This window comes from Ramlibacter sp., from assembly GCF_050250995.1.
Lineage (GTDB): Bacteria > Pseudomonadota > Gammaproteobacteria > Burkholderiales > Burkholderiaceae_C > Ramlibacter.
Genome location: NZ_JBFWNP010000010.1, coordinates 19,815 through 39,288 on the forward strand (window position 1 = coordinate 19,815; position 19,474 = coordinate 39,288).

Genomic DNA, 19,474 nt, shown 5'->3' on the forward strand with positions numbered 1-19,474 from the left:
CCACCCAGCCCTGCTGCTGAAAGCCTTCGATGACCGACCGAACCTACAACGCCCTCTTCATCTGCACCGGCAACTCGGCGCGCTCCATCATCGCGGAGGCGATCCTGAACGACGCCGGCCGCGGGCGCTTCAAGGCCTTCTCGGCAGGGAGCCACCCGAAAGGGGAGATCCATCCGCTGGCGATCGAGGAGCTGACGCGCCTGAGGATCCCCACCGACGGCCTGCACAGCAAGGGCTGGGAGGAGTTCGCGCAGCCTGGCGCGGAGGCAATGGCCTTGGCCCGGGCGGAGCGCGCCGCGCTTGAGGCCGAGGCGTCCGGCGCCGGCAAGTCCCGGCCGGCAGGTCGCCTCTGAGGAGCGCGCGCGAGCCGCGCGGCCGCGCGGCGCCGAGCCAGCGCGGATAATCGCCGCATGGCGACTGAGAAAGAGATCCAGGATTGCGTAGCCAAGGTGCAGGCCGGGCCATGCTCCTCGCTGAGCGATGATGAGCGCGTGGATGCGCAGTCGCTTTGCGCCGCCAGATGGCCGAGCGCGGAGATTTCCAAGCACCTCTTGAAGCGGCGGAACTGGGCGGCGCTGCTCGCCGAACTGGAGAAGGCCTTTGGCGCCGCGCTCGACGACGGAGATCGAGAAATTGCGTTTTCGCTGCTAGGCGCGAAACCTGCCACGGAGATCATCAAGGTCATCCGAAGCACGCAGGACTCGAAGAAGCTCGGGGCGTCGCTCACTGAGAAGTTGCGCGCGAGCCAGAAAGCGACGAAGCCTTCGCGGGGCTCAGAGCCTGGCGGCGGCGGCGGCTGAGATCTTTGGTGGCACGATTTCACGCGTGAGGATCAGCGACTCGTAGAGGGCGGCCAAGGTCGGCGCCAGCCTACGGACCTCGGCCGCAAAGCGCGGATCGCGTTCGAACGCCATCAACGCCGGGTCGACTCCTTGCTCGACCCACTTCCGACCTGCGGCGAATGAGAGCTGGACGATCTCGTCGAGGCTGACAAAACCCATCGAAGGACCGTCGGCATCGGTAGGTTGCCAGAGCTTGCCGGCGTGCGCGCTGACGACGTAGAAGGCGAGCGTTCGTAGACCAGCCCCCCTCCGCTTCCGAACCAATTGGGCGTGCGGCCGAACCTCGACTCGTATGACTTCGACGCCCTCACCGTAGTCCCAATGAAGGCTATCGCAGATTTCCAGATACATGGCATCGCCTCCGGTGGTGGCTGACCTGCCATCTTTCTCACGGCGGACGGGGAGGCGCAACCCCATTGACGAAGGCTGGAACGAGTCAGAATCGCGGGAACTCGTGAGAAAGCCGTCATGCCCGTGAATGTGCAAGACCGCGTCGCCTTAGGACGACGCCTGATCGTCTCCGCCCCGAAGCTGCAGGAGCGGATCGCCGTCTTCCACCGCTGGCTGCCCGAGGCGGTGGCCAAGGTGCGCGAGCCGCAGATCGCGCCCGTGGTCGAAGGCGGCCGGGTGGTGGCCCTCGACACGCCCCTGGGGCGGCTCTCCCTCGCCGAGGAGTTCGCCATGCGCGAGGATCGGCTTGTCGCCCGGCTGGTCCTCTACCGGCCCGCGGGCGGCCTGCTCGCCGAGCCGCGGCGGGTTTACACGATCGAGCTTCGCGAGGACCACATGGCCTACTTCGACCCGCCGGAGCCGGCCAACGAGTTCGATTGGGACCACAACGAGGACGCTTGGTCGGCGCGAAACGCGCTCAGGCTGGGCTAACCTAGGTCCATCGTCGTGGCTCTCGCGTCACTGCGCCGGCGGGTAGCCAGCGTCGGTCAGCGCCTCGGCGAAGTCCTGCCGGTCCTCCGCCGACTGGATCTTGACCCTTTTGCTGTCCAGGTCGACCTCGACTTTCGCCGCGGGGTCGACGAGCGCAACGGTCTTGGCGACGGTGCTCGCGCAGTGGCCGCAGGTCATGTCCGGGAGGTTGAGTTCGATCATGGGTGACTCCTTGAAAAGTGGATGAAGGACTGCATCGTCAAGGTTGCCACCGTGTCAGAGTCAACAGGGAGGCGCGAAAAACTTTCTTGCGGTAGGGGCTTGACCTTGCCATGATGGCAAGGTTGATGATCCTTCCATCGCCTCGGTTTTCGGGCGCAAGGAGCCAAAATGCAGAACGCCACGACGTTGCCAGCCAGCCTCGCGAACATGAACCTGGACAAGCTGGGCATCGAGCTGCCGATCGAGGGCATGACCTGCGCCTCGTGCGTGTCTCGCGTCGAAAAGGCGCTGGCCAAGGTCCCCGGCGTCGAGCGCGCCAGCGTGAACCTCGCGACCGAGAGCGCCAGCGTCTCGGCGTCGAACGGGGTGGACCTCGCCACGCTGCGCGGCGCGGTTGAGAAGGCGGGCTACGCCGTCCGCGAGGATCAATCGAGCATGTCCATCGAAGGCATGACCTGCGCCTCCTGCGTCTCTCGCATCGAGAAGGCCCTGCGCAAGGTGCCCGAGGTGACGTTCGCCGAAGTGAACCTCGCCACCGAGAAGGCCGAGGTCAAATTCGTGGGCCGCGCGGACGACGTCCTGCCCCGGCTCGTCGCCGCCGTCGAAAAGGCGGGATACGTGGCGAAGCTGCCCCAGGCGGCGGACGCGACTGCCGAAGCCGCCAAGGCACGGTGGCCCGATTGGTGGCCCGTCGCCATGGCTGCCGCGCTCTCCCTTCCGCTCGTGTTCCCCATGCTCGGCATGCTGTTCGGCGCCGACTTGGCCCTCCCGGGCTGGTGGCAGCTCGCGCTCGCCACGCCCGTCCAATTCTGGCTGGGCGCGCGCTTCTACCGCTCCGCCTGGAAGGCCGTTAAGGCTCGCGCCGGCAACATGGACCTGCTCGTCGCATTGGGCACCTCCGCCGGCTACGGCCTCTCGCTCTACCTGCTGATATCAGGCATCGGGCACGAGGGCCACGGCGAGGCTCCGCACCTCTACTTCGAGGCCTCGGCAGTCGTGATCACCCTGGTGCTCCTGGGCAAGTGGCTGGAAGGCCGCGCGAAGCGCCAGACCACCGAAGCCATCCGGGCCTTGAACGCGCTGCGCCCCGACACCGCCCGCGTGCGCCGCGGCGACGTCGAGGTCGACGTGCCCGCCTCGGAGGTGAAAGTCGGCGACACCGTGATCGTGCGCCCAGGAGAACGCGTGCCTGTCGACGGCGAGATTCTCGAAGGATCGACGCACGTCGACGAGTCGCTGATCACCGGCGAGAGCCTGCCGGTGGCCAAGGCCGCCGGCGCGAAGGTCGTTGGCGGCTCGGTGAACGCGGAAGGTCTCTTCACGGCTCGCGCGACCGCGGTCGGCGCCGAGTCCACGCTCTCCCGCATCGCGCGGATGGTGGAGTCCGCGCAAGCCAAGAAGGCGCCCATCCAACGCCTGGTCGACCAGGTCAGCGAGGTCTTCGTCCCTGTGGTGCTGGGGCTAGCTCTGCTCACGCTCCTCGCTTGGGGATTCTCGACCGGGGATTGGGAGCGCGCGATTCTCAACGCGGTCGCCGTCCTGGTCATCGCCTGTCCTTGCGCGTTGGGACTGGCCACTCCCACCGCCATCATGGCCGGCACCGGAGTCGCCGCCCGCCGCGGGATCTTGATCAAGGACGCCGAGGCGCTGGAAGTCGCGCACAACGTGAAAGTCGTGGCCTTCGACAAGACTGGCACGCTCACCGAGGGCAAACCGCGCCTGGTGGCGTTCGAAGCCTTTGATGGCGATAACGCCGCCCTTCTGCGCCTTGCCGCAAGCGTGCAGTCCGGAAGCGAGCATCCTCTCGCCCGCGCCGTGATGGACTCGGCCAAGGAAAACCTCGTGAGCGTCGCCCCGGCGCAGGACGCGAAGTCGGTCGCGGGACGGGGCATGTCGGCCCAAGTGAAAGGCCAAACGCTGAGCCTCGGCAGCACGCGCTGGATGAACGAGCTGGGCGTGGACCTCGCGCCCTTGGCCAAGCGAGCCCAGGAGCTCGAGGACGAGGGCCGCACGGTGTCGTGGCTGGCCGAGGGCGGCGCCCCCGCGCGCCTGCTTGGTCTTCTCGGCTTCGGCGACTCGGCCAAGGCCACGGCCAAGGAAGCTGTTCGCAGCCTCAGCGAGCAAGGGGTGAAGGTCGTCATGGTCACCGGCGACAACAAGGGCGCGGCCCGCGTGGCCGCGCAGGAGCTTGGCATCACGGACATCCGAGCCGAAGTGCTGCCGGCGGACAAGGCGCAGGTGGTGAGCGAGCTTAAATCGGGGGGCCTCTCTGTCGCCATGGTGGGCGACGGCATCAACGACGCGCCGGCCCTGGCCGCGGCCGACGTGGGCTTCTCGATGTCGACCGGCACCGAGGTCGCCATGCACGCGGCAGGCGTCACGCTCATGCGGGGCGACCCGCGCCTGGTGGCCGACGCCATCGAGATCTCGCGCAAGACTTACGCCAAGATCCGCCAAGGGCTGTTCTGGGCATTCGTCTACAACATCGTCGGCATCCCGCTCGCGGCGCTCGGGATGCTCAACCCCATGCTCGCCGGAGCCGCCATGGCGTTCTCCTCGGTGAGCGTGGTCGCCAACGCTCTGACGCTGCGTCGCTGGAAAGGGAGGGCCTCATGAAGACGATCGCTGAAGGAATGAACATCGGAGAAGCCGCCGAGAAGGCGGGAGTGACGCCGAAGATGGTGCGCCACTACGAGTCCCTGGGCCTGCTGCCCAAGGTCCACCGCACCGAGTCGGGCTACCGGGTCTACGGAGAGCCGGAGGTCCATACGCTGCGCTTCATCAAGCGGTCGCGCGACCTGGGCTTCTCCATTCCGGAGATCAGCGAGCTGGTGAAGCTGTGGCAAGACCGCCGGCGGCCAAGCAGCAGCGTGAAGAAGGTCGCTGCCGCGCACCTCGCCGAGCTCGATCGCAAGCTCGAGGAGATGCAGTCCATGCGCAAGACGCTCTCGCACTTGGTCCACTGCTGCCAGGGCGACGAGCGTCCGGAATGCCCGATTCTGGAAGACCTTGGTTGCGAGGCTCCAGTTCTCGGCGGCGCCAAGAAGGCGACGGCGTCCGGCGCCCTGGCGCGCAGAGCCGCGTAGATGACGCGACGGGACCGCGGGAGCGCTGCGCTAGATCGCGCCCCCCGGCTTCGACCACGGGCTTGGCGCGGGGCCCGCTGCGGCGCCCGGGCCCGGCGTCGCCGCGGCGATTTGCCGCGCTTGCTCCAAGGCGTCGATCTGCTCGAAAAAGGCTTGGACGATCCACGGGTTGCCGCTGCCGGGCTGCCCTATGTTCAACGCGCTCCGCACGGGGCCGTCATCGATCACCTTGGCGATCGTGGCCACGTGCTCCGCGTCGTTGGCTGGAGCCGCGTTGGCCGCCAGGGCGGACCGCGCGAGCGCGGCGTCGATCGGAATCGACGGGGTAACCGGGCCGGCAGCAAGCTGCGCCTCGTCCCAGAAGGAGAAGAAGAATGCCTCTCCGCCTCCCATTAGGGCAATGCGCGAAAGCACGCATCGAAGCGGTCCGGCGACGGCAGTGGCGAAGGTCTCCATGTGTATGGAGATACCAAGCGGAGACGCAGAAAGCAACGGCGCGGACGACACGCGCCGAAGTGTAGGCCCGCGCAGGCGCATCCAGGAGCCTGGCCGCGGCGCATCCCAAGCCGTCGACCCAAGCGAGCAGCGCCCCGGGAGATAGTCGGCAGCGAAAGCGGCGCCAGCGCCGCTTTCGCTGATATCGCGGCCGTAGCTCAGGTCGCGAGCGTGGCTACTTCGAGTGGCCTTGGCCGTGGTCTTGGCCCTTTCCGGCGCTGGCTCCCATCGCGCCTGACGGCTTGTGCCCGTTCTGCGCCAGGAACTGGTCGAACTGGGCGATCTCCTTCTTCTGCGCGGCGATGATCTTGCGCGCCATGTCCTTCATCTTGGCGTCCTTGCCGTGGTCGAGCTCCCACTGGGCCATGTCGAGGGCGCCCTTGTGATGCTCGCGCATCATCATGGCGAAGTCGACGTCGGGCTTGCCGCTCATGGGCATGGACATCATCTGCTTGTGGCCTTGCTCCATCATCGCTTTCATGTCCTTGTCGGCGGCTTGGACGCCTGAGGCCAGAAAGGCCAGGCAGACGGCGACGGCGGGAAGGGTCTTGGCGAACAGTTTCATGGTGAACTCCTGAATTTGCATTCGGCCGCTCTTCCGAGTCGGCCCCGTTGAAGAGTGGCGCGCGGCCCCGCCTGCGTATGCAGGAGAGGAGCCGTCGCGCCGGTCGGTCTCAGGCCATCTCGGCCATGGCGCGGCACTCCTGGGCGCACTTTTGGCACGCCTGGGCGCACTGCTGGCAGTGCTGCATCTTGTGCTTCGAGCACTCGTCGGCGCATCGCCGGCAGACCTCGGCGCAAGCCGCGCAGATGACCTTGGAGCTTTCGCTCGCCCGGCTCATCGCTGCCGCCGCGAGCGCGCAGATTTCCGCGCAGTCGATGTCGAGCGCGATGCAGCGGGCCATCATCTTGACGTCCTGCTCCTGCAGGCATGCCGCCGCGCAGTGGTTGCAGGTTTCCGCGCAGTCGAAGCAAGCTCGGATGCAGCTCGCCATGCTTTCATGTGGCATATCGATCTCCTGTGAACGTTTGAATAGCGCCGCTGGGACCGCGCGAGCGGCCCGAGGCGACTTGTCGAGACGGGAATGACGCGGCCGGGCAAGCCGCGGCCGCGAGAAGATCAAGCCCGGGGAGGCTTGTGCGGCACGGGCTCCGCCCAGCTCGCGAGGAGGCGGGGCGACCAGGCGACCGGGCCCGCGGGCGCCGCCGATTGGGACGCGGAGAACGAGGCCGGCGCCGGCGCGCTCGCGTGGCAGCACGTCATGGCGCACTTCGGGCAAGCCCCGTGCTTCTTCGCAGGTTTCGACGTCTCGCCGTTCGCGCCGAGGGCCGTGGCCAAGGCTCCGTCGCGAGACTGCGCCTGCGGCGCATGGGGAATCTGGGAGGCCGCGGTGGCGGCTGCGCGGTGTTGCTCATTCGCCTTATTCAGCTTGCACATGCACGTCGCGGCCGCCAGCCCTTGCAAGGGGAGGGCCACGGCCAGAACGAACGCGAGCAGCAGGCGCAGGATGGGCACTTGTCCACTCTAAGCACTAGCTGGTAGCCGCGCAGTAGGACTCGGCTGATGAATCGCGGTATTGCGATGTTGTTGAGCCAGCCGGCCGAGACAACCAGGCGCCGGCCACGCCGCTCAGCCGTGAGTTGACACGCCGCTGCTTTCGAGGGAGGTTGACGCATGCGAAAGAAGGCCGTCCACGACGTGTATCAAGGCGTCCTCGTCGAGCTGCGGACCGCGGAACTGCGCGGCGACCCGGAGCCGGCTTACTCGGCGAGCGCGCGTGAGACGCGCGTCGTCGCGGGCGTGCTATGCGAGATTGAGACCACCTTTCGCGTCGGCTGCGTCGTCGACGAACCCGAGCTCCGCCAGCATGCCACGCTCGTCTGCGTGAGCATCGGCGCGCTGGGCGGTGTCCAGTGGTTCTCCACCGGGAGATTCGACTCTCGGGAAGACGCCCCCCGCGGATTGCGCTTTGATGCGTTTCGCGCCTACAAGGCGGCCTACGCGCGTGCGGGAGACGCGCTGCGGCACAGTCAGAGGTTCAAAGCTCACCTCGCGCTCACGGAGGCCGCGGCCATCTCCCGCTCGACGCGCGCGCCGGCCCCGCGGCAGGGATCGGCCAGCCGTCTGTGAGCCGCGCCGATGCCTACGAACGCCATCGCTTCAAACGCAACGCATTGCCCACCACGGATGCCGAGCTCAGGCTCATCGCCAGAGCGGCGAGCATCGGCGAGAGGAGCCAGCCGGTCCATGGGTAGAGCGCGCCGGCCGCCAGGGGGATCCCCAGCGCGTTGTAGAGGAAGGCGAAGAGCAGGTTCTGGCGCATGTTGCGCACGGAGGCCTCGGAGAGGTCGCGCGCGTCGGCGATGGCCCTGAGGTCCCCTTTGACCAGAGTGATCTGGGCGCTCTCCATGGCCACGTCGGTCCCCGCTCCCATGGCGATGCCGACGTCCGCGCCCGCCAGGGCCGGAGCGTCGTTGATGCCGTCCCCGGCCATGGCGACCACCAGGCCTTCGCTCTTGAACTTGCGGGCGAGCTCGAGCTTGTCGGCCGGCTTCACTTCGCCGTGCACCTCGTCGATGCGCAGCGTCTGGGCGACGGACTTAGCGGTCGCCAGGCCGTCGCCGGTGGCCATGACCAGGCGCACCCCTTGCGCGCGAAGCCTCGCGATGGCCTCGGCAGTCGTGCCCTTGACCGGGTCGGACACGGCCAAGAGGCCAGCGAAGCGGCCGTCGACGGCTAGGTGCATGACGCTGGCGCCGGTGGCGCGCAGCTGCGCGCCCTGCTCGGCCAAGGAGGAGACGTCGACGCCGACCTTCTGCATGAGCGCGGCGTTGCCCAGCGCAAGGCTCTTGCCCTCCACCGTCCCGGTGACCCCGATGCCGGTGCTCGAATCGAACGAGTCGGCCTTGGTGAGCGCGAGGCCCTTGGCCTTCGCGGCCTCGACGATGCTGTGCGCGAGCGGGTGCTCGCTCCCCAGGTCGAGGCTCGCGGCCAGCCGTAGGACTTCGTCCTCGCTGAATCCGGGCGCCGCGACCGCCTTCTGGAAGGCGGGCTTGCCCTCGGTCAGCGTCCCCGTCTTGTCGACGATCAGCACGTCCACCTTGCGCATGTTCTCGATGGCCGACGCGTCCTTGAACAGCACGCCGCGCTTGGCGCCCTCGCCAGTGGCCACCATGACCGACATGGGAGTGGCCAGCCCCAGCGCGCAGGGGCAGGCGATGATGAGGACGGCCACCGCGTTGATGAGGCCATGGACCCACGAGGGCTCGGGGCCCCAAAGGCCCCAGGCGAAGAAGGTCGCCAGCGCCGCGATCACGACGCCTACGACGAAGTAGCCGGCCACGACGTCGGCCATGCGCTGCATGGGCGCCTTCGAGCGCTGCGCCTGGGCGACCATTTGCACGATCTGCGAGAGCACGGTCGCCGATCCGACCTTCTCCGCGCGCATCAAGAGCGACCCCGAGGCGTTCACCGTCGCGCCAATGAGCTTGTCGCCGGGTCCCTTGGAGATCGGCATGGGCTCGCCAGTCACCATCGATTCGTTCACCGAGCTCTGGCCCTCGACCACGGAGCCGTCGACGGGGACCTTCTCGCCGGGGCGCACCCGCAGCAGGTCGCCCTCGTGCACGTGCGAGATCGGCACGTCGGCTTCCGACCCGTCGGGATCGACGCGCCGGGCCGTCTTGGGTGCGAGCCCCAGGAGAGCCCTAATCGCCGCCCCCGCGCCCGAGCGCGCGCGCAGCTCCAACACTTGCCCCAGGAGCGTGAGCGAAATGATGGCCGACGCAGCCTCGAAGTAGACGGCCACCCGGCCCATGGCGACGAAGGACGCCGGGAACAAGCCAGGGGCGACGGTGGCCACCACCGAGTAGAGGAACGCCGCGCCGGTGCCCAGCGCGATCAGCGTCCACATGTTGGGGCTCTTGTTGACGACCGAGGCCCAGCCGCGCTTGAAGAACGGAGCGCCCGCCCAGAGCACGACGGGCGCGCCCAGCGCGAGCTCCGCCCACGTCTGCGCGCGCGGGTCCATGAGCTCCATGGAGTGGCCGAGCATCGCGAGCAGCACCCCGACCACGGTCAGCGGCAGGGTCCACCAGAAGCGCCGCTCGAAGTCGACGAGCTCGGGATCCTTGCCCTCGCCCAAGGTCGGCATCTCGGGCTCCAACGCCATGCCGCAGATCGGGCAGTGGCCGGGCGCGTCGCGGCGGACCTCGGGGTGCATCGGGCAGACGTAGACCGCGCCGCTCGCAGCAGGCGGAGGCGCGGCCTTCGCGGCGGATGGCGCGTGGCCTGCATGGGCCGAGTGGGCCCCGTGGGGCGGCCCGGGCTCAGGAACGGCAGCGTGGCTCCGATGGGCATGATGATGATGGACACCGTCGGCCGGGGGCACCTGGGAGCCCTCGACCTGCAAAGCCATGCCGCAGAGCGGGCAGCGCCCTGGCTCGTCTCGCCGCACCTCCGGGTGCATGGGGCAGACGTATGCCGCGCCGCCATGGACCGTGGCTCCATCCGAGGGCGCGAGCCCGCTTGGCTTGTGGGCCGAATGTTTGTGGTCCATGGCGGGATCTCCTCAGATGGATCGATGTTGCGCGCGGCGGTCGCCAAGCCGGTTGACGCAAGTCACGCGGGCTTGAACCCTGCGGACGCCAGGGCGGCTTCGAACTTCTCGCGTCCGGAGGCCGACTCGATCCTCACCTTCTTCTCGCGCAGGTCGAACTCGACTTTCGCCGCGGGATCGACCGCGGAGACGGCGCGGGCGACCGACTTGGCGCACCCGCCGCAGTTCATGTTGGGGACTTTGAGCTCGTGCATGAGGACCTCCTTGGTTGCTTCATCGACAGTGTGAACCTTGACCCCATGGCAAGGTCAAGGGGTCCTGGAAACTATCTCGAAGCGCGCAGGCGCGCGGCGATGGACTCCATCTGGGCGATCTCCGCGCGTTGTGCCTTGACGATCTCGCCGCAGAGCTTCACGAGTTCCGGATCCGCCAGCCGCGCCTCGCGGCACATGAGGATGGCGCCTGAATGGTGGGGAATCATCGAGTCGACGAACTGCTTGTCGTCGACCAGAGCTTGAGCTCGCGTGGCCCACAGCGAAGCGACGAGGAGGATGGCGAGGCCGGCGTAGAGCGCGAGGTTCAGCGGCTTGTTGCCATACATCGAACCCATCGTGGCCAGCATGATCATCCCCATGGGCGCGAGCATGGTCAGCGCCATGTAGAACATGTTCACGTTGTTCCGGAAGTCGCCCCGCCCGTCGATCATCGTGAACATGGCCAGATACATCGGGACGAGGCTGAGCGCGAGGTTCAGCGCGAACAGCCAGTAAGCGCGGGCGGACGAGCCGCCGTGTCCTGCCGCGTGGTTCGCGCCTGCGGGAGGCCGAGCGTGTGCGTCGTGTTTCATGCGTAGCTCCTTGGTTGATGGAAGCGGCCACTGTGAGCCTTGACCCAGTGGAAAGGTCAAGGGCGCGGCGAGGGAAGCCCCGCCGCGCCCTTGCCATCGCCGCGCGCGCTTACTGGGCCGCGGCTTGGATCTCGGTGATGGTGAACTTGCCGTCCTCGTTGGCCGCCCGGAAGCGCACCTTGTCGCCTTGCTTGACCTTGTCGAGCATCGCGGCGTCCTTCACGCCGAAGACCATCGTCATGGCCGGCATGTCGAGGTTTTTGATCTCGCCGTGCTTGACGGTGATCTTGCCGGTGGACTTGTCGACTTTGCGGATCTCGCCCTCGGTGAGGTCGACGGCGGCGGACGGGGCCGCGGGGGCCGCGGCTTGCGCCTGGGCGACAGGAGCGGCGGTGGCCGAGCCGTGCGTGGCGCCGTGGTCGCCGGCGGCGAACGCGGACACGCCCAGCGCGAGGCCGGCGGCGAGGATGATGGATTTAGCGAAATGGGTCATGGTTAGCTCCTAGGATGGGTGGGGTCGAAAGGCGCGCGAGGCGCCCAGATTCAGTTGACGTATTGCTCTTGGATCGCGCGCTGATCGCCCGCGCCTCGCGCGGCCGGGGCCGTATGGTTCGAGGCGATCGGCGGGAAGGCGTCGGCGTGCTTGCCGTCCCGCGTGTAGACGTGGCGGTGGGGCTCCCAGCCGATCTCGCCGCCGACGTAGACGCCGCCGTCGGCGCCCACGGGGTTGGCGCGGAACGCCAGGAACTCTTGGGTGACTTGGTCGCGGGTCAACCCCGGGGCTGGTTGGTGGGCCGCAGCGCCGCGCTCGCCGCCGACGGGGTTGAAGCCGGTCGCCGCGAAGGCGGAGGTTCCGAGGAGCCCCGCCGCGACGAGGGCCAGAGCGATTGCCGATTGCTTGTTTTTCATGATGCTTCCCTTTTGAAATGGCCTCTCGGCCGGTTGCGCGGCCTCCGCCGCCGTTTCAAGCTACACGCCGGCTTTTGCCCGGCGCTTGCTCGTTGGTTACGATTTCGTCAGGACCGCTTGGCGGCGTTCCCTTCGTATCGTTGGTAGACCTTGTTGGGTCCGTCCTTGACGAGCAGGAGCACGTCGAAGGAGTCCTTGCGGCCGCCGTAGACGGCGCCGTCCATGCCGGGCGAGCCGACGGGCATGCCCGGGACCGCGAGGCCTAGGGCCGCCGGCCGCTCGGCGAGCAACCGTTTGACCTCGCGCGCCGGCACGTGGCCTTCCAGCGCGTAGCCGCCTACGACCGCCGTGTGGCAGGAGCCGAGCTTCTTGTCGATGCCCAGGCTCGCGCGAACGGCGTTGTTGCCCACGTCGTTCACCTTCACCTTGAAGCCGGCCGCTTCCATGTGCGACACCCAGTCCTTGCAGCAGCCGCACTCGGGGTCCTTCCAGACCTCGACGGCGGTCGGCGCGGCGGGAGATGCCGCCAGGGCGAAGCCGGGCGCGCACGCCAGGATCAGGGCCGCGCAGACGGCGCGCCTGCGGGAGATGGCGCCCGCGCTCATTTGCCCCCTCCGGCGACCACCTTGATCTTGCCGACCATGCCCGCCTGGTAGTGGCCCGCGATCAGGCACGCGAAGTCGAAGTCGCCGGGGCGGTTGAAGGTCCAGACGAGCGAGGCTTCCTTGCCCGCGGCGACGTGGACCATGTAGGGCTCGTCGTGCTCCATGCCCGGGAACTTGGCCATGAGCGCCGCGTGCTCGTCGAGCGTCTTCTTGTCGCCGATGACCATCTCGTGCAGGACCTTGCCCTTGTTGCGCACGACGAACTTCACGGTCTCGCCTTGCTTGACCTCGATGTTCGAGGGCGTGAAGCGCATGTCATCGCTCATGGCGATCTCGATCGTGCGCTTGGCGCTCTTGGCGTCGCCAGCGATGCCCCAGGGCTTCTGCTCCTTCTTGACCGCTGCGGCCGGCTTCTTGGCGTCGTGGTTCTCGTGCGCGAGCGCGGAGCCCGCGGAAAAGGCGAGCGCGCAAGCGGTGGCGAGGGCGGCGAAAGTCGATTTGTTCATGTTCATGTCTCCTAGGATTAGTGGCCCTTGTGGCCGGAAGCGGGTTTGCGGACGCGGACTTCGACGTCCTTGGCCGCGGGCGTCCTGGCCGCGGAAGGAGCGCTTTGCGGCGCGGGAGTTGGCGCGCTTGCGCGCGCCGGCTCGGGCAGCTGGCCCTTGAACTCGTAGGCCACGGTCCCTGGCTGGTGCTTGAACCAGCCTGGATCGGAGTAGTCGCCGCGCTTTTGCTCGCGGCGCACCTTCACGGTGGTGAACATGCCGCCCATCTCGAGCCCGCCGAAGGGGCCCTCGCCGGCCATCATCTTTTGGGTGTTGTCGGGGATGGGCATGTCCATCTCGCCCATGTCGGCCATGCCGCGCTCGCCCATGACCATGTAGTCGGGGACGAGTCCCGCGATCTTCTTGGCCACGCCGCGGTGGTCCACGCCGATCATGGTCGGCACGTCGTGGCCCATCGCGCCCATGGTGTGGTGGCTCTTGTGGCAGTGGAACGCCCAGTCGCCCTCCTCGTCGGCCAGGAACTCGATCTGGCGCATCTGCCCCACGGCGACGTCCGTGGTGACCTCGTGCCAGCGCGTGCTCTTGGGCGTGGGCCCGCCGTCGGTGCCGGTGACGAGGAACTCGTGCCCATGCAGGTGGATCGGGTGGTTGGTCATCGACAGGTTTCCGAACCGGATGCGCACCTTGTCGTTGTGCCGCACGTTCATCGACGAGATGCCTGGAAACACCCGGCTGTTGAACGTCCAGATGTTGAAGTCCGTCATCGTCATGATCTTGGGCGTGTAGGCGCCCGGATCGATGTCGTAGGCGTTGAGCAGGAAGACGAAGTCGCGGTCGACCTCGTCGATCAGCGGATGCTTGCCCTTGGGGTGCGTGATCCAGAAGCCCATCATCCCCATGGCCATCTGCGTCATCTCGTCGGCGTGCGGGTGATACATGAAGGTGCCGGGCCTGCGCGCCACGAACTCGTAGACGAAGGTCTTGCCCACGGGGATGGCGGGCTGGTTGAGCCCGGCCACGCCGTCCATGCCGTTGGGCAGTCGCTGGCCGTGCCAGTGGATGCTGGTGTGCTCGGGCAGCTTGTTGGTCACGAAGATGCGCACGCGGTCGCCCTCGACCACTTCGATCGTGGGCCCGGGCGACTGCCCGTTGTAGCCCCACAGGTGGGCTTTGAAGCCGGGCGTCATCTCGCGCACCACGGGCTCGGCCACCAGGTGGAACTCCTTGACCCCGTTGTTCATGCGCCAAGGCGCCGTCCACCCGTTCAAGGTGACCACGGGGTTGTAGGGGCGCCCTGTGTTGGGGATCAGCGGCGCGGCGGTGTCGGGCTTGGTCTGGATCACGGGCTCGGGCAGAGCGGCCATGGCCACCTTGCTCACCGAGGCCGCGCTCACCGCTCCGGCGATGGCGCCGAAGCCCGCGAGAAATCGTCTTCTGTCGGTCATGTTTTCTCCTCGTGCTTAGTGGCCGGCTTCCGCGGCGGGAGCGGATCCCGCGGAGGAGGCCGAGGCGGCGGCGCCCGCTTGGGGCTTGCCGATCAAGGTGGATGAGAGGGACGCGTCGGCGAGCCAGAAGTCGCGCTGCGCCTCGATGGCGGAGATAACGCCGCCGACTTGCTCGCGCGCGTCGGCGAGCAGCTCGAAGACGCCGATCATCATCCCGTTGTAGCGAAGCACGTTCTCCTCGGAGATCGTCTTGCGCAGCGGGACCATCTCGTCGCGTTGGTGCTTCGCCTGCTCGAACGCCGTGCGGTAGGCCGCGTAGCTTTCGCGCGCCTGGGATCCGGCGCCGCGCGCGACCGCCTCGTAGCGATTGACCGCGGCGAGCGAGCGAGCGTCGAGCGCCGCGCGCCGGGTCGAGCCCCAATCGAACAGCGGCAGCCTGATTTCGAGCTCCCAGCCGCGCGTGGTGGACTTCTCGCCGTTGCCCTCGAAGCGCGTGTCGCGCCGGGCTCCGAGCTCCACGTCAGTCAAGCTCGTGAGCAGGTCGACTCCGCGCCCGCGGCTGGCCGCTTCGAGCTCCAAGCGCGCCAGGCGCGCGTCGAGCCGCTGCGAGGCCAACGCCTTGGAGATTTCGTCGGGGGCCTTGGGCGCCTTGGGCAGCTCCGGCAGGCGGCCGGGCAGCTTCAACGCCTTGGCCTGCTCGTCGGTCAGGCCCAGTTGCCTCACGAGCTCCTCGCGCGTCGACACCGCTTGCTGCCTGGCCGCGGCCAGGCGCGAGGTCGCGTCGCCGTAGAACAGGTGCTGGCGCGCGGCTTGGAGCTTGGTGAAGTTGCCCACGCTCTGCAGGCGGCGCGCGAGCTCCGCGCTGGCTTCCGCCGCGTCCTTCACCTGGACGGCGTAGGCCTCGACCTCGCGCGCGGCGACCGCCCGCACCCACGCCTGCTTGGCGCTCGACACTTGGTCGACCACCGCGCCGGCCATCCTGACGCGCGCCTGCTCGGATTCGATACGAGAAACGACGCGCCTCTGCGGGAGCGTGATCAGGTCGAAGAGGCCCACGGAGAGCAGGCGCCCCAATTCCAGGTCCGCGCCTTCGCGCAGCCTCTCGAACGAGAAGACGAGGCCTCCGGGCAGCCCGCGCTGCTGGGCCGCGGCGATCTCGCCCCAGCTCTGCGCGAGAGCGGCTTGGAACGCCGGGCTGTTGGCGACGGCGAGCTGCGCCGCGCCGTCCATGGTCAATGGCGTGGCGAGCAGGTCGCCCGCGAGTTTGGAGGCCGCCTCGCGCTGCGACGCGTCGCGTTGGAGCTCGGCTTTCACGCCGCCGGAGATGGGGCCGGCCAGCTCGTTGGCCTCCCCCATCGCGGCTTGCATGTTCGGCGCGGCGCAGCCGGCCAGGACCAGGGCGGCGGCGGCCGCCGCGGCCAGCTTGAATGTTCTTTTCATCGGGCGTGCCCCTGGTGAGGATTGGCGGGAGCCGCCGGACGAGCCGGAGCGGCGGACGGAGCCGGAGCGGCGGAGGCCGGCGCAGCGGGGCGCGTCGCGGCGCCCTGCCCCGGCGCTTGGGTTTGAGGCTGGGCTTGCGGCTGGGCGCTCTGCGCGCCGTGGCCGCCGTGCGCGCCAGCGGGAGCCGCGGCGCCCGGCTGGGCCTGCGAGCCGCCTTGGATTTCGCGGGCGTAGGCGCGCCAGCCGCCGATCTCGCGGACGGTGTCGTTGGCCTTGCGCCAGTCCCCCACCTCGTCGGCGGAGAACGGGCGGTAGCCCTCAAAGGCGGAGCTATACGGCGCCGATTGCGCGGCCTCCGGGGCCGCTTGCTGGGCGGGAGCCGGGGCGGGAGCCGCCGTCTGCGCGCCCGCCGCGAGGCTTGCCGCGAGCGCGGCGGCGCCTAGGAGAATGGTTCTGATTTCTTTTGACATGGGTCCTCGCGTGATTTCGTTTCGCATGCGCCTGGCCGCGGGTTGCCGCGAGCAGGGTGGAGACGGAAATGCGGCGGCCCGGCCCGGATCTACCGGGCCGACGGCGGCCGCTTAGGCGCGAGGAGGCTTCTCGGGAGTGGGCGCGTGGCGCGTGAACACGCGCGCGGGCCCTTGGAGAGGCTGAGCTTCGGGGGAATCCCCGGCAGAGCTCAGGACGGGCGCCTCGGTGAGGGCGACCAGGTTGCAGCACGAGGCGCAGATCGGGCAGGCGTGCCCGTCGCCCGCCAAACCGGACTTGGCTTGCGAACCGTCGGCTCGCTGGGCGTCCTGCTTGGCCGACTGCTCCGCTTTGGCGGAGCCGTCGTCCCCGTGTTGGTGGGTCGCGTGGTCATGGCCCGAAGGCTGCGACACCGTCGCATGCGCCGCCTGCTCGCAGAAAAGCATCGACGCGGCCGCTATCCCTTGCAGGGGAAGCGCGGCCATGACGAGCCATGCGATGACGAGGCGGAGAATGGACATTACCTTCGCATCCTAGCGCAAAGCGAGCCGAGCGCAACGGCGTTGCCGCCATTGCCTACAGAACATTGCTTCACGTGAGTTCGTTTTCATACTGAACCCCATCTTGAACCTTGCCCCTATGGCAAGGTCAAGCCCTTTTGCGAGAAATTCCAAACCGCTGAGCTGGTGCCGGCCGCCGCGTAGAACGGATCAAGGCGCCTTGCGCCACATACTTTGGACAAAAGGCCGGCCAATGGCAAAAGTATGTGGCATTCCGCTGTTTGACCGATGTGACATACCTTGGATAGGGAGCAGCCGAGCGGAGAGCGGCAGCTCAGGCGGATCGAAGCTCGCTTGGCGCCACATACTTTGGACAAAGAGCCCGCCAATGCCAAAAGTATGTGGCATTGCGCTCTTTAGACCGATGCCGCAGACCCTTGGACGAGGGGCAGCCGAATGGAGAGCCCTAGCTCGGCAGCAGATCTGGGACGCGGCGGCGTCGGCACGGGCGCAGGCGCTGGGTTGAACTTGCGGCGTCGCTGGGTATCATCAGTCCATGCGGACGCTCGTCCTGATCCTGATGATCGCTCTTCTGCCCATGCGGATGTGGGCGGCCGAAGGCATGGCGGTCCGCATGGCCGCCGATCAAACGGCGAGCGCCGCCGGCGTCATGGCCATGGAGTCGATGCCCGAGGACTGCCCCATGATGGCCAAGGCGAAGGCCGAAGCGGGCTCCGAGGACGGCGCGCCGCAAGCCGCCGCGCACTGCATGGCCTGCCATCTCTGCGCCGCCTCCGCTTGCCTGCCGGAAGTCGCCTTCGAGCAAGGGCCCGCTCCGACCGGCCCTCCGGCGGCCGGCAGGCTTTCCTACGCCAGCGCGGACCTCGCGCGCGACCTGCGACCTCCCATCTCCTGATCTCCCCTCGATGACCCCGCGGCGACGCGGGAGCGTTTTCGCGCGCGGCGACGCGCGCATCAGGAGATCGACATGAGACATTGGTTATTCGCCGCTGCCCTCGCCATGGGCTTCGCGGCGCACGCCGGGCCGGCAGAGTGGGTCGCGGCCAAGGTGGTGAAGGTGGAGCCGGAGCGCTCGCGGGTGACCCTCGACCACGAGCGCATCGAGAGCATCGACATGGAAGCCATGGTGATGCCCTTCAAAGTCGGGAAGACCATCGACTTGAAGCCGTTCAAGGCGGGCGACAAGGTCCGCTTCCGAGTGGGGAGCAAGGACGACCACCTGGTCGTCGAGGCGATGGAGAAGGCGAGATGAGGCGTCTTCTTCATATCGCCCCGCTCGCCGCCGCGGCGCTTCTCGGAGTCCAGGCGCAAGCCGCGCCCATGGGCTTCAAGGAGAGTTGGATGGCGATGGGCGACCTCTCGCCCAACTGGCGCGAGGGCTTCGCCAACTACGCCTTCACGGCCCGCGACGCCGTCGGACCGTCGTTGCTCTACATGCGCAGCGACGACAAGACCAAGTCGCGCGAGCTGGCCGAGGTCGCCTACACCAGGCTGCTCAAACGCTGGAACATGCCGCACGCGCAGGCCAACGTCTGGTTCGTCGGGGGGCTCGGCGCCGTGCGCGGCAACGACTTCTCGGGCACGAGGACCATGGCCTCGCCGGGCGTTCAGGTCGACTACGAGACGACGCGCGTCTACGCGATGGGTTTCGCCAGGCTCTACCGAGCCGAGGGGATCAATCACGACTACGCCGCGGCGCGCCTGGGCTTCTCGTTTTACGAGGTCGACTACGACGAGGTCCAGCCATGGTTCGTGGTGGAGGCGCGCCGCATGCGCGGGCTCTCCGACATGACCGAGATCACGCCGATGCTCCGGCTGATCCACAACCGCTACTTCGTGGAGGCTGGCGTGAACAACTCCAAGCAGCTCCGCTTCAACTTTATGTATACCTTCTAAGGAGATTCACATGCGCAACATCATCGTTTCCCTGGCCATCGCGATGGCCGCGCTTCCCGCCTTCGCCGCCAACAGCGTGAAGGCCACCGTCAACGGCATGGTCTGCGCATTCTGCGCGCAAGGCATCGAGAAGACCATCTCGAAGATGGACGCCACCAAGGCGGTCTTCGTCGACTTGAAGAGCAAGGTGGTCCTGGTGGAGGCCAAGGACGGCAAGACGCTCGACGAGAAGGCGATCGGCGCGGCCATCGTCGACGCCGGCTACGACGTCGTGAAGATGGAGCCCTCCACGACTTCCGTTGACGAGATGAAGGCCGCCTCCAAGAGCGCGAAGAAGTGATGGACGACGGAGTCGCACAAACGCGCGGCAGCCTGTGGAGCTCGGTGGCGACGCTGTTCGCCACATCGAGCACGCTGGTGTGCTGCGCGATTCCCGCGCTGCTTGTCGCCCTTGGAGCCGGCGCGGCCCTCTCCTCGCTTGTTTCGGTCTTCCCGCAGATCGTCTGGCTAAGCGAACACAAGGAAGCCCTCTTTGCGGTTTCCGGCGCGGCGCTGGCCCTTTCGGGGTGGATGCAGTGGAGGAACAGGACGGCGCCGTGCCCGGTGGATCCGGCGCTTCGCGACGCGTGCCTGCGGACCAGAAAAGTGGCGAGCCGGGTCTACTTCGCTAGCTTGGCCGCATACCTGGTCGGGGGCTGGTTCGCTTTCGTCCAGCCCGCGCTGGTCTGACGGGACCCTGCCCTGGAAGGAA

General features: G+C 67.9%; 26 protein-coding genes and 1 pseudogene. 11 read left to right on the top strand and 16 right to left on the bottom strand.

Going from position 1 to position 19,474, the window contains the following annotated elements:
- Nucleotides 1–29: 29 nt before the first annotated feature.
- Nucleotides 30–263 (top strand): annotated as a pseudogene (locus AB7E83_RS09615) (arsenate reductase ArsC); the annotation flags it as partial.
- A 147-nt stretch (nt 264–410) separates the two neighbouring features.
- Nucleotides 411–800 carry a hypothetical protein gene (locus AB7E83_RS09620; RefSeq protein WP_428568340.1) on the top strand — a complete coding sequence of 130 codons (390 nt, stop codon included), beginning with the start codon at nt 411–413 and terminating at the stop codon, nt 798–800.
- Here the strand turns inward: AB7E83_RS09620 and AB7E83_RS09625 are convergent.
- Nucleotides 774–1,193, bottom strand: a complete 420-nt coding sequence (locus AB7E83_RS09625) for a hypothetical protein (RefSeq protein ID WP_428568342.1) — start codon at nt 1,191–1,193, stop codon at nt 774–776. The two genes, AB7E83_RS09620 and AB7E83_RS09625, sit on opposite strands and share 27 nt — an antisense overlap.
- Before the next feature lie 117 nt (nt 1,194–1,310).
- On the opposite strand from AB7E83_RS09625, the gene AB7E83_RS09630 reads away from it, so the two are divergent.
- Complete coding sequence (locus tag AB7E83_RS09630) at nt 1,311–1,724, top strand: hypothetical protein (protein WP_428568343.1); 414 nt, start codon at nt 1,311–1,313, stop codon at nt 1,722–1,724.
- A gap of 27 nt (nt 1,725–1,751) precedes the next feature.
- Here AB7E83_RS09630 and AB7E83_RS09635 read toward each other — a convergent pair whose 3' ends face one another.
- Nucleotides 1,752–1,946 carry a heavy-metal-associated domain-containing protein gene (locus AB7E83_RS09635; protein WP_428568346.1) on the bottom strand — a complete coding sequence of 65 codons (195 nt, stop codon included), beginning with the start codon at nt 1,944–1,946 and terminating at the stop codon, nt 1,752–1,754.
- Between the two features lie 168 nt (nt 1,947–2,114).
- On the opposite strand from AB7E83_RS09635, the gene AB7E83_RS09640 reads away from it, so the two are divergent.
- Both AB7E83_RS09640 and cueR read left to right on the top strand, forming a co-directional pair.
- The gene (locus AB7E83_RS09640; RefSeq protein ID WP_428568349.1) at nt 2,115–4,562 is read left to right on the top strand and encodes a heavy metal translocating P-type ATPase; all 2,448 of its coding nucleotides are present in this window, start codon (nt 2,115–2,117) and stop codon (nt 4,560–4,562) included.
- Nucleotides 4,559–5,032: a Cu(I)-responsive transcriptional regulator gene (cueR, locus tag AB7E83_RS09645; protein ID WP_428568352.1), complete on the top strand. Its 474-nt coding sequence runs from the start codon at nt 4,559–4,561 to the stop codon at nt 5,030–5,032. Before AB7E83_RS09640 ends, cueR begins: the two co-directional genes overlap by 4 nt.
- Before the next feature lie 30 nt (nt 5,033–5,062).
- Here the strand turns inward: cueR and AB7E83_RS09650 are convergent, their stop codons facing one another.
- The 3 genes from AB7E83_RS09650 to AB7E83_RS09660 all read right to left on the bottom strand — a co-directional run bounded on the left by AB7E83_RS09650 (nt 5,063) and on the right by AB7E83_RS09660 (nt 6,798).
- Complete coding sequence (locus AB7E83_RS09650) at nt 5,063–5,488, bottom strand: hypothetical protein (protein WP_428568355.1); 426 nt, start codon at nt 5,486–5,488, stop codon at nt 5,063–5,065.
- A gap of 214 nt (nt 5,489–5,702) precedes the next feature.
- On the bottom strand, nt 5,703–6,092 hold the full coding sequence (locus AB7E83_RS09655) for a DUF305 domain-containing protein (RefSeq protein WP_428568357.1): 390 nt from the start codon (nt 6,090–6,092) through the stop codon (nt 5,703–5,705).
- A gap of 109 nt (nt 6,093–6,201) precedes the next feature.
- Nucleotides 6,202–6,798, bottom strand: coding sequence for a four-helix bundle copper-binding protein (locus AB7E83_RS09660; protein ID WP_428568604.1), 597 nt, complete (start codon nt 6,796–6,798; stop codon nt 6,202–6,204).
- A 404-nt stretch (nt 6,799–7,202) separates the two neighbouring features.
- On the opposite strand from AB7E83_RS09660, the gene AB7E83_RS09665 reads away from it, so the two are divergent.
- Nucleotides 7,203–7,658 carry a hypothetical protein gene (locus AB7E83_RS09665; RefSeq protein WP_428568360.1) on the top strand — a complete coding sequence of 152 codons (456 nt, stop codon included), beginning with the start codon at nt 7,203–7,205 and terminating at the stop codon, nt 7,656–7,658.
- A gap of 13 nt (nt 7,659–7,671) precedes the next feature.
- Here the strand turns inward: AB7E83_RS09665 and AB7E83_RS09670 are convergent, their stop codons facing one another.
- From AB7E83_RS09670 to AB7E83_RS09720, 11 genes are all read right to left on the bottom strand, one after another.
- Entirely contained in the window at nt 7,672–10,086 is a 2,415-nt protein-coding gene (locus AB7E83_RS09670; protein ID WP_428568363.1) for a copper-transporting P-type ATPase, read from the bottom strand.
- Nucleotides 10,087–10,148: 62 nt separating this feature from the next.
- The gene (locus AB7E83_RS09675) at nt 10,149–10,340 is read right to left on the bottom strand and encodes a heavy-metal-associated domain-containing protein (protein WP_428568366.1); all 192 of its coding nucleotides are present in this window, start codon (nt 10,338–10,340) and stop codon (nt 10,149–10,151) included.
- Nucleotides 10,341–10,411: 71 nt separating this feature from the next.
- Nucleotides 10,412–10,933 carry a DUF305 domain-containing protein gene (locus AB7E83_RS09680; protein WP_428568369.1) on the bottom strand — a complete coding sequence of 174 codons (522 nt, stop codon included), beginning with the start codon at nt 10,931–10,933 and terminating at the stop codon, nt 10,412–10,414.
- A gap of 109 nt (nt 10,934–11,042) precedes the next feature.
- On the bottom strand, nt 11,043–11,426 hold the full coding sequence (locus AB7E83_RS09685; protein ID WP_428568372.1) for a copper-binding protein: 384 nt from the start codon (nt 11,424–11,426) through the stop codon (nt 11,043–11,045).
- A 50-nt stretch (nt 11,427–11,476) separates the two neighbouring features.
- Nucleotides 11,477–11,842: a hypothetical protein gene (locus tag AB7E83_RS09690; protein ID WP_428568375.1), complete on the bottom strand. Its 366-nt coding sequence runs from the start codon at nt 11,840–11,842 to the stop codon at nt 11,477–11,479.
- A 107-nt stretch (nt 11,843–11,949) separates the two neighbouring features.
- Nucleotides 11,950–12,447, bottom strand: coding sequence for a DUF411 domain-containing protein (locus AB7E83_RS09695; RefSeq protein ID WP_428568376.1), 498 nt, complete (start codon nt 12,445–12,447; stop codon nt 11,950–11,952).
- Nucleotides 12,444–12,953, bottom strand: coding sequence for a cupredoxin domain-containing protein (locus AB7E83_RS09700; RefSeq protein ID WP_428568379.1), 510 nt, complete (start codon nt 12,951–12,953; stop codon nt 12,444–12,446). The genes AB7E83_RS09695 and AB7E83_RS09700 overlap by 4 nt, the downstream gene beginning before the upstream one ends.
- A 17-nt stretch (nt 12,954–12,970) precedes the next feature.
- Nucleotides 12,971–14,398 carry a multicopper oxidase family protein gene (locus AB7E83_RS09705; RefSeq protein WP_428568382.1) on the bottom strand — a complete coding sequence of 476 codons (1,428 nt, stop codon included), beginning with the start codon at nt 14,396–14,398 and terminating at the stop codon, nt 12,971–12,973.
- A gap of 15 nt (nt 14,399–14,413) precedes the next feature.
- The gene (locus AB7E83_RS09710) at nt 14,414–15,838 is read right to left on the bottom strand and encodes a TolC family protein (protein ID WP_428568385.1); all 1,425 of its coding nucleotides are present in this window, start codon (nt 15,836–15,838) and stop codon (nt 14,414–14,416) included.
- Entirely contained in the window at nt 15,835–16,308 is a 474-nt protein-coding gene (locus AB7E83_RS09715; protein ID WP_428568387.1) for a hypothetical protein, read from the bottom strand. Before AB7E83_RS09715 ends, AB7E83_RS09710 begins: the two co-directional genes overlap by 4 nt.
- Nucleotides 16,309–16,419: 111 nt before the next feature.
- Nucleotides 16,420–16,827, bottom strand: a complete 408-nt coding sequence (locus AB7E83_RS09720; RefSeq protein ID WP_428568389.1) for a hypothetical protein — start codon at nt 16,825–16,827, stop codon at nt 16,420–16,422.
- A gap of 535 nt (nt 16,828–17,362) precedes the next feature.
- On the opposite strand from AB7E83_RS09720, the gene AB7E83_RS09725 reads away from it, so the two are divergent.
- The 5 genes from AB7E83_RS09725 to AB7E83_RS09745 all read left to right on the top strand — a co-directional run bounded on the left by AB7E83_RS09725 (nt 17,363) and on the right by AB7E83_RS09745 (nt 19,452).
- Nucleotides 17,363–17,722: a hypothetical protein gene (locus tag AB7E83_RS09725; RefSeq protein ID WP_428568391.1), complete on the top strand. Its 360-nt coding sequence runs from the start codon at nt 17,363–17,365 to the stop codon at nt 17,720–17,722.
- A 72-nt stretch (nt 17,723–17,794) separates the two neighbouring features.
- Nucleotides 17,795–18,079 (top strand): copper-binding protein, encoded by a 285-nt coding sequence (locus AB7E83_RS09730; protein WP_428568394.1) that lies wholly within the window; start codon nt 17,795–17,797, stop codon nt 18,077–18,079.
- A complete protein-coding gene (locus AB7E83_RS09735) occupies nt 18,076–18,723 on the top strand; it encodes a hypothetical protein (RefSeq protein WP_428568396.1) in 648 nt (215 codons plus the stop codon). The genes AB7E83_RS09730 and AB7E83_RS09735 overlap by 4 nt, the downstream gene beginning before the upstream one ends.
- Before the next feature lie 10 nt (nt 18,724–18,733).
- Complete coding sequence (locus tag AB7E83_RS09740) at nt 18,734–19,063, top strand: heavy-metal-associated domain-containing protein (RefSeq protein WP_428568398.1); 330 nt, start codon at nt 18,734–18,736, stop codon at nt 19,061–19,063.
- A complete protein-coding gene (locus tag AB7E83_RS09745) occupies nt 19,063–19,452 on the top strand; it encodes a hypothetical protein (RefSeq protein WP_428568401.1) in 390 nt (129 codons plus the stop codon). The genes AB7E83_RS09740 and AB7E83_RS09745 overlap by 1 nt, the downstream gene beginning before the upstream one ends.
- Nucleotides 19,453–19,474 lie beyond the last annotated feature (22 nt).